Below are 15,097 nucleotides of genomic sequence, written 5' to 3' on the forward strand. Positions count from 1 at the left end.
GGCTACCGGGTAGCAACAACGACGGCGGCACAGGCCATCGCCGCCCCCGTACCACGGTTGATTCTGCGTACGGCCTTGGTGCTCTTGAACACGCGGCGCGCGCGATCGGCAAGCACGACGTAGGCACTGAAGGTCAGCGGCAACAAGATGGAAATCGCAACGACCATTTCCGCGAAACCCAGCAACGTCAGGCGCTCCAGCGACACCACCGTCGGCAACAACGCCAGGAAGAACACCATGGTCTTGGGATTGGCGAGCGTCAGCGCCAGACTGCCGAGAAACAACTGAAAGGGCTTCTGACCTTTTTCCAGGCCGGGAGTGTTGTCCGCCGCCACGGCTGGCGAGGTCCACATCTTGTACGCCAGATACAATAGGTACGCCGCGCCCGCGTACTTCACCGCCACGAACACGGCGTGAGCGCTTTGAGCCAGCGCCGCCAAGCCAGTGGCCGCAAATGCAAACCAAATGAGATCACCCACCAGAAAGCCGGCGATGAACGCCGGCGCGCCGCGCGTGCCGTTGGCGAGCGAGCGGGCAATGACGGCCGCCACACCCGGCCCGGGCGAGGCGACGGCCAGAGCGTAAACGGCGGAAAAAACCAGAAGCCCATACAAAGACATATCAGTCCTCCTGCCCGTGGCTCGTCCGTGCCGGGAGCGGCCAGCTTACCGGGCGCGCGCCAGCGCCAGCAATGCTTGCAGCTCGTGGTAGCGGCAATGAGGGAGCTCCAGCCCTCAGTTTCAGCAATCGGGGCGATTGTCATTCGTGTCCTCCGCTTGCAAGCGCAGGAGCGGGCGGGAGCGTCGGACGATGCCGCCGGACGCGTCGAGTATTTCCGTCAACTACATCCGATCACCCGCAATGTCCGCACTGACATTGATCGAGGTGGCCCTGGACAAGGGCTCGCCACCCAGTCGCGAATAGCGCCCCAGCATCGCCGCCATGCGTGGCTGAAAATCGGGCCAATGCAGTCGTATCGAATGCACCCAGCCGATCTCCGCCAGGGCAGCGGCCCGAGGAAAAGTCAGAGATTCGATTTCTTCCTCGTTGCCGTCGCGGCGGGTCCAGACGTTGGCCTGCACACCGATCAAACGGCTGCGATCCTGCGCCGACAAGGCCGCGGGCGCCGGATCGAAGCGATACACATCGCCCAGGCTGACAATCTCGCCGGCATCGGCTCGCCTGCCGCTGCTCTGCGGACGATTGAAGCTCAGCTGCTCGGCGGACGAAACGATCACTTCGTACCCGGAAGCCACTCCGGAGATTCGTTCGAAGAAATACCGTTGCAGCCGCGACTCGTTGATGATGCCCAGCTCGCGCATCCGAGCCTGCACCCTGGCCGACTGTTTCCATTGATCCTTGGGGACGTCGCCCGCGCCGATGTGAATGTATTCAGCCGGGAACAGCGCGGCGATGTGAGCAAAGACATCGTCGAAGAACACGAACGTTTCTTCTTCCACGTTGTAGAGGTTGGTGGCACTGCCCGGCGCCGCTGGCGGGCTTCAGGGCCGAGCAGAGATCTGTCGATACAGCGCCAGGAACTGATCCGCCGCGAGCTTGAGATTGCTGTGCCAGTCCTGGCCCGAGGCGTGATCCGCGCCATCGGTCACATATTTCACCGAGGTGAAGGGCACTCGCTCCATCCAGCAAACCTTGGCGAGCGCGTAACCTTCCATATCCACCACGTCGCACTCCAGCGCGGCTTCGGACATCACGAAGGAATCGCCGCTGCCACAGCAGCCGCTCGGCAGCTGATCGAAGCGGGCTGGAAATTCCAGGCGCGAGGGAATGTCCTCGAACGGCGTGACACCCAGCGGTACGCCCAGGCCAGTCACATCCATGTCCCGCTGCACGAAGGCATTGCATTCCAGGACGGTGCCGGTGCGATGCCGGCGACTGCCCGCGGTACCGAAGTTGATGACTTGCGGCACAGGCTGGCCGGCCCGTGCGTACTCGGCGAGCTTGCGGGTCAACGCATAGGCCGCGTTCACCTTGCCGATGCCGGTATACAAGATGGGAATGCCTGCGGCCTCGAACACGCCCTGGCTTTCGAGCGGCAGCGCCATCACCAGCAGCGGATTGGGGAGCTCGTGGGAAAGATTGTCGGTCATGTCACGCGCATCATAACAGCCCGTACAATGGCGCCATACGAACAACGGGGAGCCCCATGGCCTTCTGGAACCGCCGCAAGAGTCTCGAGTCCGTCAGCGCCCGGGAGACGCACAGCGCGCTACGGCCCACATTGAGCTGGATCCACCTGGTGTGCCTCGGCATCGGCGGCATCGTCGGCACCGGCATCTACACCTTGATCGGCGTGGGTGCGGGCCTCGCCGGACCGGCCGTGATCATTTCATTCGTCGTGGCCGGGCTGGTGTGCGCCTGTGCCGCGCTGGCCTACACCGAGATGTCGACCATGATGCCCATGGCGGGCAGCGCGTACACGTACAGTTATGTGGCGCTCGGTGAATTGCCGGCGTGGTTCGTCGGGTGGACCTTGATTCTCGAATATACGGTCGTGTGCAGTGTCGTGGCCGTCGGTTGGTCGGGCTATGCCGGGGGATTCATTCTCTCGCTCGGACTGGACGTTCCCAAGGCGTTGCTCGCCGGCCCCGCGGCGGGTGGCGTGATCAATCTGCCCGCCATCGTGATTTCCCTGGCCGTCGCCGGCTTGCTCGCGGCCGGCTCCCGCGAAAGCGCGACGGTCAACATGATCCTGGTGTTCGTGAAACTGCTCGCGCTGGCCACCTTCATCGCCCTGGCGATTCCGGCGTTCGATGTCGGCAACTTCGAGCCGTTCGCTCCCCATGGCTTCGGCGCCAACGAAGTCGATGGTGCCAAGTACGGCATGATGGGGGCCGCGGCGCTGATCTTCTTCGCGTTCTATGGTTTCGATGCCGTGTCCACCGCCGCCGAGGAGACCAAGAATCCGGGCCGCGATCTGAAGATCGGCATCATCGGCTCCATGGTCGCGTGCACGCTCATCTACATGGTCGTGGCTACCGCCGCGATCGGCAGCACTCGCACCGACGTGTTGGCCGCCAGCTCCGAGCCGCTCGCCATGGTGTTACGAAACCTGGAACACCCCGTCGCCGCGCGCTGGATCGGCTTTGCCGCCATCATCGCGCTGCCCACGGTGATCATGGCGTTCATGTACGGCCAGTCACGCATTTTCTTCGTCATGGCTCGCGATGGCCTGTTGCCGCAGCGGCTCAGCGTGGTCAGCGAGAAGTCCGGCACGCCGGTGCTGATGACGATGATCACCGGCGTGATTGTCGCGATCATGGCCGGATTTCTGCCGCTGCAACGGATCGCCGAAGTTGCAAACGCCGGCACGCTGGTGGCTTTCATCGCGGTCGCGATCTGCATGCTGGTGCTGCGAAACAAGGCACCCACGGCCCCTCGCCCGTTCCGCACGCCGGCTGCGACGACCGTGGCGGCCGCTGCAATCATCGGCTGCGCGTACTTGTTCAACAGCCTGCCCAGCGTGACGAAAACCACCTTCGTGATCTGGAACGCGATCGGCATCGCGGTGTATTTCATTTACGCCCGGTTTCAGAGCGCGTTGGCGCGCGCGTGATTTGAAAATTCAGGAGCGGCGGCAGACTGCCGCCCTCCTACGGCGCGATCGTCACTCCGCCGCGGTGGGCTTGGCAGCGAAGCGAAAGATGTATCTCATCGCGTCGTCGATGGTGTCCTCCCAGACCTCCCAGGAGTGCGTGCCGTTGACGATGCGTAGCTCGGCAGGCTGTTCGTTGGCTCGCAGCAGCGAGTAGAGCCTGGTCGCTTCCGCTTCGATCATGAACTCGTCATCGTCGCCGGAGTTGATATACATGGGCACCGGCGTCCGCTTTGCCAGGTAGCCTTGCCACAGGGTGGGATAATTCAAACGTTGCCAAACCTGATCGTCGAACTCCTTTTCGCCACGACCGAAGGTACCCACCGTGCGGGCGCTCGATTTCGGCGGCGGCAGCGGGTCGTAGATCGCGGGCGACAATAGCGCGGCGGCTGCGAACATCTCCGGATACTTGAGCGCAAAGCGCAGCGCGCCGTAACCGCCCATGGACAGGCCGCCGATCAAGCGCCCGTCCCGGGACTTCAACACTCGCAGGTTCTTCTCCACGTCCGGAATCAGATCGCGAATCACCGCGGTCTCCATCTTCTCGCGCCCGTCCACGAACCAGCTGGTGCCGGCATCCGGCATCACGATGATGGTCGCCGGGATCTCGCGGCGCGCGATCAGCGAATCGGCGGTGCGCTGAATCCTGCCCTTCTGCAACCAGTCGTGGCGGCTGCCGCCATTGCCATGAAACAGATAGAAGACCGGATAGCTCGATCGCGATCTGTCGTATCCGGAAGGCAAGTAGACCTCGTAGGCCCAGCTTCGCTGCAACGTTGGCGACTCGAGCTCGCGCGAGACCATCTCGCTCGCGAGCGCTGGCACTGCCAACAGCACCAGGCAGACGGATGCGAAAAATGCATGGGAACGAGTACGCAGAAGAAACATCGAGGTCCTCCCGGGATCGTAAGGCCCTGACCCGGGGTCAGTCGGCGCGCGTCAGACTGACGATCTTGCCGTCGACGATCACGACCACCATCGGCAGGGAGCGTGGAGACGGTTGGTAGATCCATCGCTCGGTAATGGTGACCCTGTCGGTCTTCACGCGCATGCCGTTCACATTGGTCATGTAGACATCTTCCTTGGTGATGTCCTTGCTGCGCGGCTGCCCACACTTGCTCACCAGCTCGTCCACGGTGACGGATTCGTTGACCACCCATTTGCCACAGCGCATGGAATCGGCGCCGGCCGGGGCCGCTACAGCCAACAGGGCCAACATTGAGGCCGTAAGACGCACGAATCTGAATCGGTGATCGCCCAACACGCCGCGACTCCTGGGCTGCCCCCTCGTGGAGGCCAAGCTTATCAAGATTACGCGGGAATTAGGGCGGCGCTGCAGCTGTCAGGGCAGGCGTCGGCCACAGCCAAATGCGAGCGCCCCTCCATGAGGGGCGCTTCGCGGCCAAGTGAATGACGGGATGGGAGCGACTGGCCAGGCATTCGCCTGGCTCCTGCTTCGTAAACTTTGCCGTGCTATCGAAAGTCACGTTTGCCGCCGGGTCGGCGACGAGGCGAGTAAGAAGGTAATGGCGGCAACTTCGCCTTGGCGCCCAGTTTGAAGGCGACGACGCGACCGAATGCACTGCGCGACTGCGGGCCACCGGCAGCACTAGTGGCAGCGACGCCGCCGATGCCAGCCAGTGCGGCGACATACTGTTCACCGTCCAGCTCGAATGTCACCGGGCCGCCAAGAATGGCGTTCTGCACATCGTGCGACCACAAGCGAGCGCCGGTATCCGCAGCGTATGCATTGAACAAGCCGTCGGCCGTGCCTTGGAACACCAACTTGCCGCCAGTAGTGAGCACGCCGCCGTTGCCGGCGCGCTCATGGTTCACTCGCCACATTTCCCGCTGTGCGATCGGATCCCACGCCAGCAACATGGCGCCGCCCTTGCTCTTTGCCGCCTCGGCAACAGTCCTGGCATTGGCAGCATCGCGGGACACTGCCAAACCCGTATTCAATGTTCGCTCGCCCCACTGAAAATCGTCGTCGTGCTGGTAGTAGCCCGACGCGTCCAGCGCCGGGATATAAACCAGCCGCGTTTGCGGACTGAACGACATCGGGTACCAGTTGTGCGCACCGAGCGGCCCGGGCGCCACCATCGCCGGCTCATGCAGATAACGCGCTTCGGGGACGGCGTGAGGACGTCCGGTTTTCGGATCGAGCCCCGTCGTCCAGGTCACGTTCACGTAGTTGCTGGCGTGAATGAATTCGCCCGTAGCACGGTCGAGCACATAGAAAAAGCCATTCTTCGGCGCCTGCATCAGTACCTTGCGCAGGCGACCGCCGATGCTCAGGTCGGCGAGAATGATGTGTTGAGTCGCAGTGAAGTCCCACGACTCCGCCGGCGTGGTCTGGAAATGCCAGACGTACTCGCCGCTGGCCGGCTGCAAGGCCACGATGGACGACAGATACAAATTGTCGCCCTCGCCATTCGAGCGGATACGATGATTCCATGGGCTGCCGTTGCCCACGCCGATATATAGAAGATCCAGCTGCGGGTCATAGGCCATCGAATCCCACACGGTGCCGCCACCACCGTATTTCCACCATTGACCGCGCCAGGTCTTGGCGGCGCGTTCCATCGCGGCGTTCTCGAATCCATGCTTGGGATCGCCCGGGACAGTGTGGAAGCGCCAAAGCATCCGGCCATCGTCAGCATCATAGGCGGACACATAGCCGCGCACGCCCATTTCACTACCGCCATTGCCAATGATGACTTTGCCGCCGATCACGCGTGGCGCGCCAGTGATAGTGTAACGTTTGTTCGGGTCCGTGGTCTGCACCGACCAGGCCGGCGCGCCGGTGTCGCGATCGAGTGCGATCAGCCGACCGTCGAGCGTGCCCACGAACACGCGATGCCCCCAGGCCGCGACACCGCGATTGACCACGTCGCAGCAGGCATCGATTGCCTTGGCGCGCTTCACCTGCGGATCAAACCGCCACAACTCGCGCCCCGTGCGGGCGTCGAGTGCGAATACCTTGCTCCAGGCAGACGTGACATACATGACGCCATCGATCACCAGCGGCGTGGCCTCCTGGCCACGCGTGGTGTCGAAGTCATAGAACCACGCAAGCTTCAGCTCGGCCACATTGCTTTGATCGATTCGCGCGAGGGGACTGAACCGCTGTTCGTCGTAGGTTCGACCGTGAGTCAGCCAATCCGCGGTGTTGCCGGACGCGGCGAGCAGGCGCGGCGCATCGACTTCGCCCGCGAGACTGACGATGGATTGAGTGAGCGCCAGGCCAACCGCCGTGCCCTTCAGCACTCGCTGTACCGTTGAACGGAAGGGCCGCATCGCATCCCCCAACGTGGTCCGCGCCTCGATCCGGCACGGCGAAGGCAATGTAATACGGGCGGCCGGATCAGGAAATCCGGCAGGACATCACAAGAGGGCAGGTCCGCCCGGGCGGCAAGCCCGGGCGTAGAGGCTCAACGCAGCGACTGGCGTGCGATGTTCAGCGCCGACTCGAGAATGTCGGCCATGCTGTCGGTCTTGTTATACGAAGGCAGATACACCCACATCTTCACCACATCGAGTGAAGGCTCGGCAGGCGCGTCCTTCTGCGACTGCGCTCCGACCTCGACGGACAGCGCACCGCTGCGCAGGAAACTGATCGACATCACTTCGAGCTTCATATCCCGAATCCATCCCAGTTGTTATTACCGATCGAATCGATGCATGACAGCCGCCGGTCAGCCAGCCACTGCCCTCCTCTTGGACTCGAGCCCGGCGCCTCTGGTGCTGCGCTCAGAACCGCGCTTCCAGGCTGAAGCCCATGAAATTCACGCCGCCGCCGGTCTCGCTGAAAATGCCGAACACGCTGGAGCGATGCCACACCAGGAAGCCCAGCGACATTTCCTCGATGGCGCCGCCCTGGAACAAGCCGTGCAGCGGCTCGAACTGGCGCAGCGGCAGCTCGATGCTCCACTCCAGGTAATTCATCAGCCTTTCCGACTCTGCACCCTTCTTCGCGAAATCGCGCCGCTCGCTCACCGGAATGCGCGACACGTAGCTCAAACCCTCGCCCAGCCCCAGCCGCACTTCCTTATCGGTCCACGGCAGCTCCCAGCGGTAGTGGGCCTTGATAAAAGCGGTGACGCCAAAACCGTCGTTCTGATAGCCGCGCTCGTCCAGGTACTGCACGCCGACGTTGGCCGTCATCTCCAGCGGCAGCGTAAACAACGTATCGCTGAACTGATAGCCGTACGTCGCTCCGAACAGATAATTGGACTCCGGCGAAGCGTCGTAGTCGCCGACCACCACGGTAGCGAGATCCGTCTCCGAGGATTTATTCCAATGTACTCGCAGGCTCTGCTCGCCCTCCGCTCGCGCAGCCTGGCACGCCAGAGCTGCGACGGCGGCGAAAGCCAGGAAAAGGCGGCCATTCACTTTCAGATTTCCCTCGGGCAGGCAGCGATGAGCCGAAGCCTCGGCCGCAGGCATCTTAGCGAGTGTCTGACGGGCGTGCTGTACGATGAAACCTTAAGCGACAGTAGTTTGGCGCGGACAATCGGGCACGAATGTGACGTGGTCGCCATTCGTGACGGCCCGACCTGCAAAACGCCACCGCCGACGGGTCGTCCGGACGCCGCTTCGCGGCTCATTCAGGTTGCCGGACAGGGGGTCTGGCTTGCGATCTTTGCAAATTGCATTGCGACCAGGGTTCTGGGCTGATTGCTCTTGCTCTGGGTTGACTGCTCTGGATTACTGCTCTGCGTTAACTGATCCGGAAAGTTGCACCGAGCCAGTTGCCCTGGACAAATTCACTTGCTGGACAAATTCACTTGCTGGACAAATTCACTTGGCGCGCGCGAACGCGCATGATGACTTCATGACGACCCAGCACCGCAATCCTCAAGCGCAGCAGATGGCGGACGAATCCATGCTTCGCAACCTGCGCGCCCAGGCCGAAGCCATCTGGCCGCAGGAGCAACTTTTACTCGAGCGCTATGGCAACCCGTCCTGCATTGCTGACATAGGCTGCGGTAGCGGCGAAATCACCAGCCGCCTGGCCGCCCGCTATCCGCAAGCGCGCATCATTGGCGTAGACATCCTGGAAAGCTCGGTCGCGCACGCCCGCCGTGTACATGCATCGCTCGCGCCTCGCGTGCAGTTCGAGCAAGGCGACGCGTTCGAGTTGCGCTTTGCCACGGGCGAGCTCGATCTGGTCGTATGCCGGCACATGACACAGGCGGTGCCGGAACCGGAAAAAGTCCTGGCCGAGCTGTACCGGATCTGCAAGCCAGGCGGCTGGGTCCACGTACTCAGCGAGGACTACGGGATGTTGCACATGCCGGCCGGCTCGGTCGATCCCGACCGGCTGTGGCATGCCGGTGTGATCGAATTTGCGCGGCATACTCATACCGATGCTCGCATCGGCCGCCGAACCTGGCCGATCATGAATGAGCTGGGCTGGCAGGAGTTGCGAGTCGACTATGTGATCGTCGATTCGCTGCGCGTTCCGCGTCAAACCTTTGGCACCATCATCCAGGCCTGGCGGGATGGCTACCTCGAGGCGATTGCCCGGCACACCCAGCTGCAACAAGACGAGTTGCGTGCGCTGTTCGATCAATGTATCGCCGCCATTGTCGATCCGCGTCAGTACGCGGTATGGCACATCCCGATCGTCAGCGGCCGCAAGCCCGCTTAGAGGGCAGGCGCATGGCGCATCAGTCATTCCTGAAGTGGCCGTGCCGGATCTTTGCCACTACTTCAGCGCATCCGCCAACTGCTGCGCCGAAATGCCGTCCACCTCGACCGTTTTGCGCCGGCTGGCGAGCCCGGCGGTGATGCGTACACGGGATTTGGCGACGCCCAATTGATCTGCCACGAACTCGACCAAGGCAGCATTGGCGGCACCATCGACCGGCGGCGCGGCCAAGCGGATTTTTACGGCGCCATCGTGCATGCCGACCACAGCTGTCTTGCTGGCACGTGGCTGCACATACACATTGATACGAGCTGACTCCGACATCAACGCTCCAACTGACGACCGAGGTGCCCGGCCATGCGCCGTGCCACCTCATCTTCTTCGTAACGCTCGGCGAATCCAGCGAGCAACTTGCGAGCAGTGCGCCCGTCCCCGGCATCGCGAGCCAGCTCGATCAGCTTGATCGTGTCGCCGCTGGCGATGGGTTTGAAAGCAGCGTCGGCCTGCAACCGTGCTCGCGCGATGTTCAATGCGTCTCCGGTGCGACGAGTAGCCAGCACAGCAAGAATCGCCATACTTGAAGAACCAGGAGATGACCAGCAAAGCCAGTGGCAGGCCCAGCAGACCGCCATTGGCGGCGATCAGCAGCAGCAAGGTGAACGCAACGATCAGCACGAGCGCGGCACTGCGCAGCGGGATCAAAAGATATTTCAGCGTCTCCACCGCATGCATGCGGAGACTTTAGTCGCGGACGATGAATCGCGGCAAGCCGGCGCCGCACCGTCGCTCGATGCAGCTCCTATCTGGGATCGTGTTGGGGCTTACTTGCGCTTTTGCTTGCCGACGCGGCGCTCGTTGAGGCGCTCGGTCATCTCGTCCACCTGGCGCATGACATCCGCCATGGTGCCGGCGCGCAAGCCGGTGATCTGATTCTCGCCCTGGCTGATCACATACTTGTGCCAGGGGCCTTCACAACCCTCGGGGGCCGTCACCGGCGTCACCGACTGACGCACGAACGGCACTTCGAGCCAGGCTTCGGTCGCAATCGCGTTTTTCACCGCCACTGTCGACCGCCTCGGACCGCAGCGACGCCGAAGGCTTCAGCGGCGGTCCATCCATACAAATTCATGACATTCTCCAACCGGTGGCCCACGATGAGCGAGCCGACACTGGGTGGGACCGCCCCGCGCCGCCGTAACGGCAGCGCGGGGCGACGAATCACCAGCGACGCTGACCGCCGCCGCCATTGCCACGAGGCTTGTCTTGCGCCTCGTTGACCTTGAGCGCGCGGCCGCCCATGTCCTGACCATTCAGGCTCTGGATGGCGCGAGCGGCATCGGCACGCGGCATTTCCACGAAACCGAAGCCACGGGGGCGGCCGGTCTCGCGGTCCATGATAAGGGCCACTGAATCGACGGTACCATGCTGCGCAAACAGCGCGCGAACCGCATCTTCATCGGCGGAAAAGGGCAGATTGCCCACGTAGATCTTGCTCATTCGAAACTCCAACAAGGCGCGAACCCGCCGGTATGAAACCGGCACTCAATGCGCCCCCCATTTTTCAAAAAGGGGCGCCTAAACAGGCCGCAAAAGTAATCGGGCACTGCCCACAGCAGGGCCCACCATGGTTCGGCAACGATTCGGTTTAGATTGAGTTGGTTGCGCCGGAGCGCTGCGGCATTGGAGACCGCGGACCAAGAAAAGATAAAGAGAAAGGTGACGAGCCGCAGGCACTATACACGGATTTGCCACGGATTTGGGCTGTTCTCCCTAATATTCTTGCTCTATTTCTTGTCGATCCGGCCTGACGCCGTGCATGAATGCCCGGGAACTGCGCGCAACCGGGCAGAAATGTCATGGCAGGCCGCCGCGACGGCGTCACGGCGGCCTCTGGTTCAGGGTGAGATGCCCTGCGAGCGCAGGTATTCGTCGTAAGTACCCTTGAAGTCGAGCAGCTTGCCGTCGGCCTTCAACTCGATGATCCGGTTGGCAATGCCGCCGACGAACTCGCGATCGTGCGAGACGAACACCACCGTGCCCGGATATTTCTCGACGCCGATCTGCAGCGACTCGATGGTTTCCATGTCCATGTGGTTGGTGGGCTCGTCCAGCAGCAGCACGTTCGGTCTCATGAGCATCAGCTTGCCGTAGATCATGCGACCCTTCTCGCCGCCGGACAGCACTTTCACCGACTTGCGCGTCTCGTCGCCCGAGAACAGCAAGCGGCCCAGCGTGGCGCGCACGATCTGGTCGTCATCGCTCTTGCCGCGCCACTCGGTCATCCAGGTGAACAGGTCCACCTTCTCGGCGAACTCCGCCTGCGGATCCTGCGGCATGTAGCCGACCTTGGCGTTCTCCACCCAGGTGATGGTGCCTTTGCTCGGCTGCAACTCGCCGGCCAGCAAGCGCATCAGCGTGGTCTTGCCCACGCCGTTCTGGCCGATGATGGCGATGCGTTCGCCCGCCTCGACGTTGAAATTCACATTGGTCAGCACCGGCGCGTCCGCGCCCGGATAAGTGAAACTCAACTCCTCCACCGTCACCGCGTTCCGATACAGCTTCTTTTCCTGCTCGAAACGGATGTACGGGTTCTGGCGCGACGAGGGCTTCACCTCCTCGATCTTGATCTTGTCGATCTGGCGCAGGCGCGAAGTCGCCTGGCGCGCCTTGGACGCGTTCGCCGAGAAGCGTCGCACGAACTCCTGCAGGTCGGCGATGCGCTCTTTGGCCTTGGCATTGGCGGCTTCCACGCGCTCACGAGCCTGCACCGAAGCCAGCATGAAGTCGTCGTAGTTGCCCGGATAGATCTTGATCTGACCGTAGTCCAGATCCGCCATGTGCGTGCACACCTGGTTCAAGAAGTGCCGGTCGTGGCTGATGATGACCATGGTGGCGTCGTACTGGTTGAGCACGCCTTCCAGCCAGCGGATGGAATGGATGTCCAGGTTGTTGGTGGGCTCGTCGAGCAACAGAACGTCAGGGCGCGAGAACAGCGCTTGCGCCAGCAGCACACGCAATTTCCAGCCCGGCGCGACTTCGCGCATCGGACCGTTGTGATAAGCCGGATCGATGCCGGCGTCCTTCAGAATGCTCGCCGCGCGAGCTTCGGCGTCGTAGCCGCCGTACTCGGCATATTTGGCTTCCAACTCGGCCGCACGCATGTAATCCGCGTCGGTCGCATCCGGATTGGCGTAGATGCGATCGCGCTCGACCATCGCCTCCCACATCTCCACGTGGCCCTGCATGACCACGTCCAGCACGCGCTGATCTTCATACGCGAACTGATCCTGGCGCAGCTTGCCCATGCGCAGCCCGTTCATCAGCATCACTTCGCCGGAGCTGGGTTCCAGCTCGCGGCCGAGGATCTTCATGAATGTCGATTTGCCGGAGCCGTTGGCGCCGATCAGGCCGTAACGGTTGCCGTCGGCGAACTTGACCGAGACCTGTTCGAACAGCGGCTTGGCGCCGAATTGAATGGAAACGTTGGCGGTAGAGAGCATCGCGTCTGTCAGTATTTTAAAAAGAACGACCCAAAAGAAAGCTCAAGGTTGTGGCTGTTGCGGCCGGATCAAGAGCAACGCCAGCAGCGAAATCGACCCCGCGGTCGTGAGGTAATAGCCGACATAGGCCAGGCCATGGCGCGTGGCGAGCCACGTGGCCACATACGGCGCCAGCGAGGCGCCGACGATACCGGCAAGGTTGAAAGTCAAAGAGGCGCCAGTGTACCGGACCGAGGTGGGAAACAGTTCCGCCAGTGCCGTCCCCAAGGGGCCGTAGGTGAGGCCCATCAGGCCCAGCCCCAGGGCGAGGAATACGACCACACGCAGCGGCGCACCGGAGCTGAACAGGGGTTCGAAGAACAATCCGAACGCCATGATTCCCAGCGTCGCGGCGAGCAGCATCGCGCGCCGGCCGCGCCGGTCTGCCATCACCGCCGAGAACGGAATGGTGAGCGCGAAGAACAGCACGCCGATCATCTGCAGGATCAGGAACTGCTCCCGCGAATAGCCGAGCGCGGACGTGCCCCAGCTCAGCGAGAACACCGTCATCAGATAGAACACCACGAACGTCGCGGTCGCTGCGAACGTTCCCAGCAACAACGTCGCCGGATGCTGCGTGCACACCGTCAGCATGGGCAGGCGCACGCGCTCGTCGTTGTCGATGGCGCGCTGAAAGGCCGGCGTTTCGTGCAGCCGCAAGCGCACGTACAAGCCGACGAACACCAGCAGCGCGCTGGCGATGAACGGCACGCGCCAGCCCCAGACGAAGAACTCCGCATCGCTCAAATATTCGCTCAACAGCAGGAATACACCCGTAGAAAACAAGAACCCGAGCGGTGCGCCGAGTTGCGGAAACATGCCGTACCAGGCCTGCTTGCCGGGCGGCGCGTTCTCGGTGGCCAGCAACACCGCCCCGCCCCATTCCCCGCCCAACCCCAGGCCCTGGCCGAGACGACATAAGGCCAACAGCAACGGCGCCAGCAAGCCGATGGATTCATACGTCGGCAGCAAACCGATGAATACGGTCGACAGGCCCATCGTCAGCAGCGCCGCCACCAGTGTGGCTTTGCGCCCGATGCGGTCACCAAAATGCCCGAACAGCGCCGAGCCCAGCGGCCGCGCGAAAAAAGCCAGCGCGAACGTGGCCAGCGACTGCAGCGTGGCCGAGGCCGGGTCGCCGGCCGGAAAAAACAGCCGCGGAAACACCAGCACCGCCGCGGTGGCGTAGATATAAAAGTCGAAATACTCGATCGTGGTGCCGATCAAGCTCGCAAACAGCACCCGCCGCGGCGAGTTGCCTGCGCCGCCCGACACCGACGTCTGGCTCATTGCTTCCCGAGGTTCGAGGGTTCTTGGGGGAATTCGGGCGCGGATTCTCGCACGAATCGTCCGTTTTGGCCGGTGCGGGCCGGAAATCCCGGCCCGCTACGACCAGAGCGACGGTTTGGGACGCTGCGCGAGCCTGGCAAAAACCTGTTTCATGCGGTTGACGCGATCGATATAGCCCTGCACGGAGTGATCGCCGCAATGCTGGCCCGGGCGCGGACGGAAGCCCCGACGCGCGAAGCTCGCGCCCGCCCCGGCCCCGCACACATGAATGACGGCAGCCAGGTCCTCCTTCTGCCGCAGCGTCGCGGATTTGATGCCGTGCTTGGACAGGATGGCCGCGACCTGGCGATCCAGATATGCCGAGGTCATCTCCACCGCATGCGAGGGAATCACGCGCATGTAGAGACTATTGAACCAGCACGATTTGAAGTCGTGCCACGGCCCATCCTCCACGACCTTGTTGTCGTGGATGCACAGCCGGCGCGTATATTCGAATGTGCCATCGGTGATCTGATACATGCCCACCGCACTGGACGCCGGCCGATAGACTTCGAAAGGTTTGTGCGTCAACGACCAGCGCCAGTAGGTGCGCACGATGGGATTGCCCGAGCCTTCCACCTGCGCGAGCGCGGCCAGCAATTCCGGGCTGATGGTGGCGGTGGAATGTTTGCGGAAGATGGGCTCGTACGAAGTCCACGTCTCGTTCGGCGTCTTGTAGAGCGTGCCGCTGACGGGAAAGAACAACTCGGACGGCTTGCGCACCACCTGATAGATCCAGTTGACCGCGAACCAGAGGCACACGGTCAACAGCAGCACGACGACCGCCTGGAGCGTGAGCGGCGCGGAACGCAGAATGCGCAGCCAACGCCTGCGCGTGGCTGCGCTCGGCAGGAACTTGGATAAGCGCAAGCTCCGGCGACGCTTGCCGGAGCCGCGCGACTTATTGCTGCGTCGGCTGATCGGCGGCCTCTCCGTCGGTGCCAGCATTCTGGCCGG

The 15,097-nt window shown here is 62.7% G+C and carries 17 protein-coding genes; 2 read left to right on the forward strand and 15 right to left on the reverse strand.

Features of this window, described 5'->3' with window-relative positions:
* Positions 1-2 precede the first annotated feature (2 nt).
* The 3 genes from VGE08_RS15690 to VGE08_RS15700 form a co-directional block, all read right to left on the reverse strand.
* Positions 3-620 carry a LysE family translocator gene (locus tag VGE08_RS15690; RefSeq protein WP_331068851.1) on the reverse strand — a complete coding sequence of 206 codons (618 nt, stop codon included), beginning with the start codon at positions 618-620 and terminating at the stop codon, positions 3-5.
* Between the two features lie 222 nt (positions 621-842).
* Positions 843-1,460, reverse strand: a complete 618-nt coding sequence (locus tag VGE08_RS15695) for a family 20 glycosylhydrolase (protein WP_331068852.1) — start codon at positions 1,458-1,460, stop codon at positions 843-845.
* Positions 1,461-1,502: 42 nt separating this feature from the next.
* A complete protein-coding gene (locus VGE08_RS15700) occupies positions 1,503-2,111 on the reverse strand; it encodes a 5'-nucleosidase (protein WP_331068853.1) in 609 nt (202 codons plus the stop codon).
* A gap of 56 nt (positions 2,112-2,167) precedes the next feature.
* Between VGE08_RS15700 and VGE08_RS15705 the strand changes: the two genes are divergently transcribed.
* Entirely contained in the window at positions 2,168-3,577 is a 1,410-nt protein-coding gene (locus tag VGE08_RS15705; protein ID WP_331068854.1) for an amino acid permease, read from the forward strand.
* 51 nt (positions 3,578-3,628) lie between these two features.
* Here VGE08_RS15705 and VGE08_RS15710 read toward each other — a convergent pair whose 3' ends face one another.
* The 5 genes from VGE08_RS15710 to VGE08_RS15730 form a co-directional block, all read right to left on the reverse strand.
* Positions 3,629-4,504 carry an alpha/beta hydrolase family protein gene (locus VGE08_RS15710; RefSeq protein ID WP_331068855.1) on the reverse strand — a complete coding sequence of 292 codons (876 nt, stop codon included), beginning with the start codon at positions 4,502-4,504 and terminating at the stop codon, positions 3,629-3,631.
* Positions 4,505-4,541: 37 nt separating this feature from the next.
* Positions 4,542-4,853, reverse strand: a complete 312-nt coding sequence (locus VGE08_RS15715) for a DUF2845 domain-containing protein (RefSeq protein ID WP_331068856.1) — start codon at positions 4,851-4,853, stop codon at positions 4,542-4,544.
* 236 nt (positions 4,854-5,089) lie between these two features.
* Positions 5,090-6,916: a PQQ-dependent dehydrogenase, methanol/ethanol family gene (locus tag VGE08_RS15720; protein WP_331068857.1), complete on the reverse strand. Its 1,827-nt coding sequence runs from the start codon at positions 6,914-6,916 to the stop codon at positions 5,090-5,092.
* Positions 6,917-7,050: 134 nt separating this feature from the next.
* Positions 7,051-7,257, reverse strand: a complete 207-nt coding sequence (locus tag VGE08_RS15725; RefSeq protein WP_331068858.1) for a hypothetical protein — start codon at positions 7,255-7,257, stop codon at positions 7,051-7,053.
* A gap of 112 nt (positions 7,258-7,369) precedes the next feature.
* A complete protein-coding gene (locus VGE08_RS15730) occupies positions 7,370-8,011 on the reverse strand; it encodes a hypothetical protein (protein ID WP_331068859.1) in 642 nt (213 codons plus the stop codon).
* Between the two features lie 442 nt (positions 8,012-8,453).
* Here VGE08_RS15730 and VGE08_RS15735 point away from each other — a divergent pair, with 442 nt between their 5' ends.
* Positions 8,454-9,272 carry a class I SAM-dependent methyltransferase gene (locus tag VGE08_RS15735; protein WP_331068860.1) on the forward strand — a complete coding sequence of 273 codons (819 nt, stop codon included), beginning with the start codon at positions 8,454-8,456 and terminating at the stop codon, positions 9,270-9,272.
* Positions 9,273-9,329: 57 nt separating this feature from the next.
* On the opposite strand, the gene VGE08_RS15740 is transcribed toward VGE08_RS15735, so the two are convergent.
* The 7 genes from VGE08_RS15740 to VGE08_RS15770 form a co-directional block, all read right to left on the reverse strand.
* Entirely contained in the window at positions 9,330-9,596 is a 267-nt protein-coding gene (locus VGE08_RS15740; RefSeq protein WP_331068861.1) for a DUF167 domain-containing protein, read from the reverse strand.
* Complete coding sequence (locus VGE08_RS15745; protein ID WP_331068862.1) at positions 9,596-9,847, reverse strand: hypothetical protein; 252 nt, start codon at positions 9,845-9,847, stop codon at positions 9,596-9,598. The genes VGE08_RS15740 and VGE08_RS15745 overlap by 1 nt, the downstream gene beginning before the upstream one ends.
* A gap of 246 nt (positions 9,848-10,093) precedes the next feature.
* Entirely contained in the window at positions 10,094-10,336 is a 243-nt protein-coding gene (locus VGE08_RS15750) for a hypothetical protein (RefSeq protein ID WP_331068863.1), read from the reverse strand.
* A 154-nt stretch (positions 10,337-10,490) separates the two neighbouring features.
* Positions 10,491-10,769, reverse strand: coding sequence for an RNA-binding protein (locus VGE08_RS15755; RefSeq protein WP_331068864.1), 279 nt, complete (start codon positions 10,767-10,769; stop codon positions 10,491-10,493).
* A 398-nt stretch (positions 10,770-11,167) separates the two neighbouring features.
* Positions 11,168-12,772 carry an ABC-F family ATPase gene (locus tag VGE08_RS15760; protein WP_331068865.1) on the reverse strand — a complete coding sequence of 535 codons (1,605 nt, stop codon included), beginning with the start codon at positions 12,770-12,772 and terminating at the stop codon, positions 11,168-11,170.
* 42 nt (positions 12,773-12,814) lie between these two features.
* Positions 12,815-14,101 (reverse strand): MFS transporter, encoded by a 1,287-nt coding sequence (locus VGE08_RS15765; protein WP_331068866.1) that lies wholly within the window; start codon positions 14,099-14,101, stop codon positions 12,815-12,817.
* A 96-nt stretch (positions 14,102-14,197) separates the two neighbouring features.
* On the reverse strand, positions 14,198-15,010 hold the full coding sequence (locus VGE08_RS15770; protein ID WP_331068867.1) for a hypothetical protein: 813 nt from the start codon (positions 15,008-15,010) through the stop codon (positions 14,198-14,200).
* Positions 15,011-15,097 lie beyond the last annotated feature (87 nt).

The organism is Steroidobacter sp. (assembly GCF_036406195.1).
In the GTDB taxonomy this organism is placed as follows: domain Bacteria; phylum Pseudomonadota; class Gammaproteobacteria; order Steroidobacterales; family Steroidobacteraceae; genus Steroidobacter.

Coding starts and splice junctions, on each gene's coding strand:
- VGE08_RS15690 (WP_331068851.1), bottom strand. CDS start 620: ATGTCTTTGTATGGGCTTCTGGTTTTTTCCGCCGTTTACGCTCTGGCC.
- VGE08_RS15700 (WP_331068853.1), bottom strand. CDS start 2,111: ATGACCGACAATCTTTCCCACGAGCTCCCCAATCCGCTGCTGGTGATG.
- VGE08_RS15705 (WP_331068854.1), top strand. CDS start 2,168: ATGGCCTTCTGGAACCGCCGCAAGAGTCTCGAGTCCGTCAGCGCCCGG.
- VGE08_RS15710 (WP_331068855.1), bottom strand. CDS start 4,504: ATGTTTCTTCTGCGTACTCGTTCCCATGCATTTTTCGCATCCGTCTGC.
- VGE08_RS15720 (WP_331068857.1), bottom strand. CDS start 6,916: ATGCGGCCCTTCCGTTCAACGGTACAGCGAGTGCTGAAGGGCACGGCG.
- VGE08_RS15725 (WP_331068858.1), bottom strand. CDS start 7,257: ATGAAGCTCGAAGTGATGTCGATCAGTTTCCTGCGCAGCGGTGCGCTG.
- VGE08_RS15735 (WP_331068860.1), top strand. CDS start 8,454: ATGACGACCCAGCACCGCAATCCTCAAGCGCAGCAGATGGCGGACGAA.
- VGE08_RS15740 (WP_331068861.1), bottom strand. CDS start 9,596: ATGTCGGAGTCAGCTCGTATCAATGTGTATGTGCAGCCACGTGCCAGC.
- VGE08_RS15745 (WP_331068862.1), bottom strand. CDS start 9,847: ATGGCGATTCTTGCTGTGCTGGCTACTCGTCGCACCGGAGACGCATTG.
- VGE08_RS15755 (WP_331068864.1), bottom strand. CDS start 10,769: ATGAGCAAGATCTACGTGGGCAATCTGCCCTTTTCCGCCGATGAAGAT.
- VGE08_RS15760 (WP_331068865.1), bottom strand. CDS start 12,772: ATGCTCTCTACCGCCAACGTTTCCATTCAATTCGGCGCCAAGCCGCTG.
- VGE08_RS15765 (WP_331068866.1), bottom strand. CDS start 14,101: ATGAGCCAGACGTCGGTGTCGGGCGGCGCAGGCAACTCGCCGCGGCGG.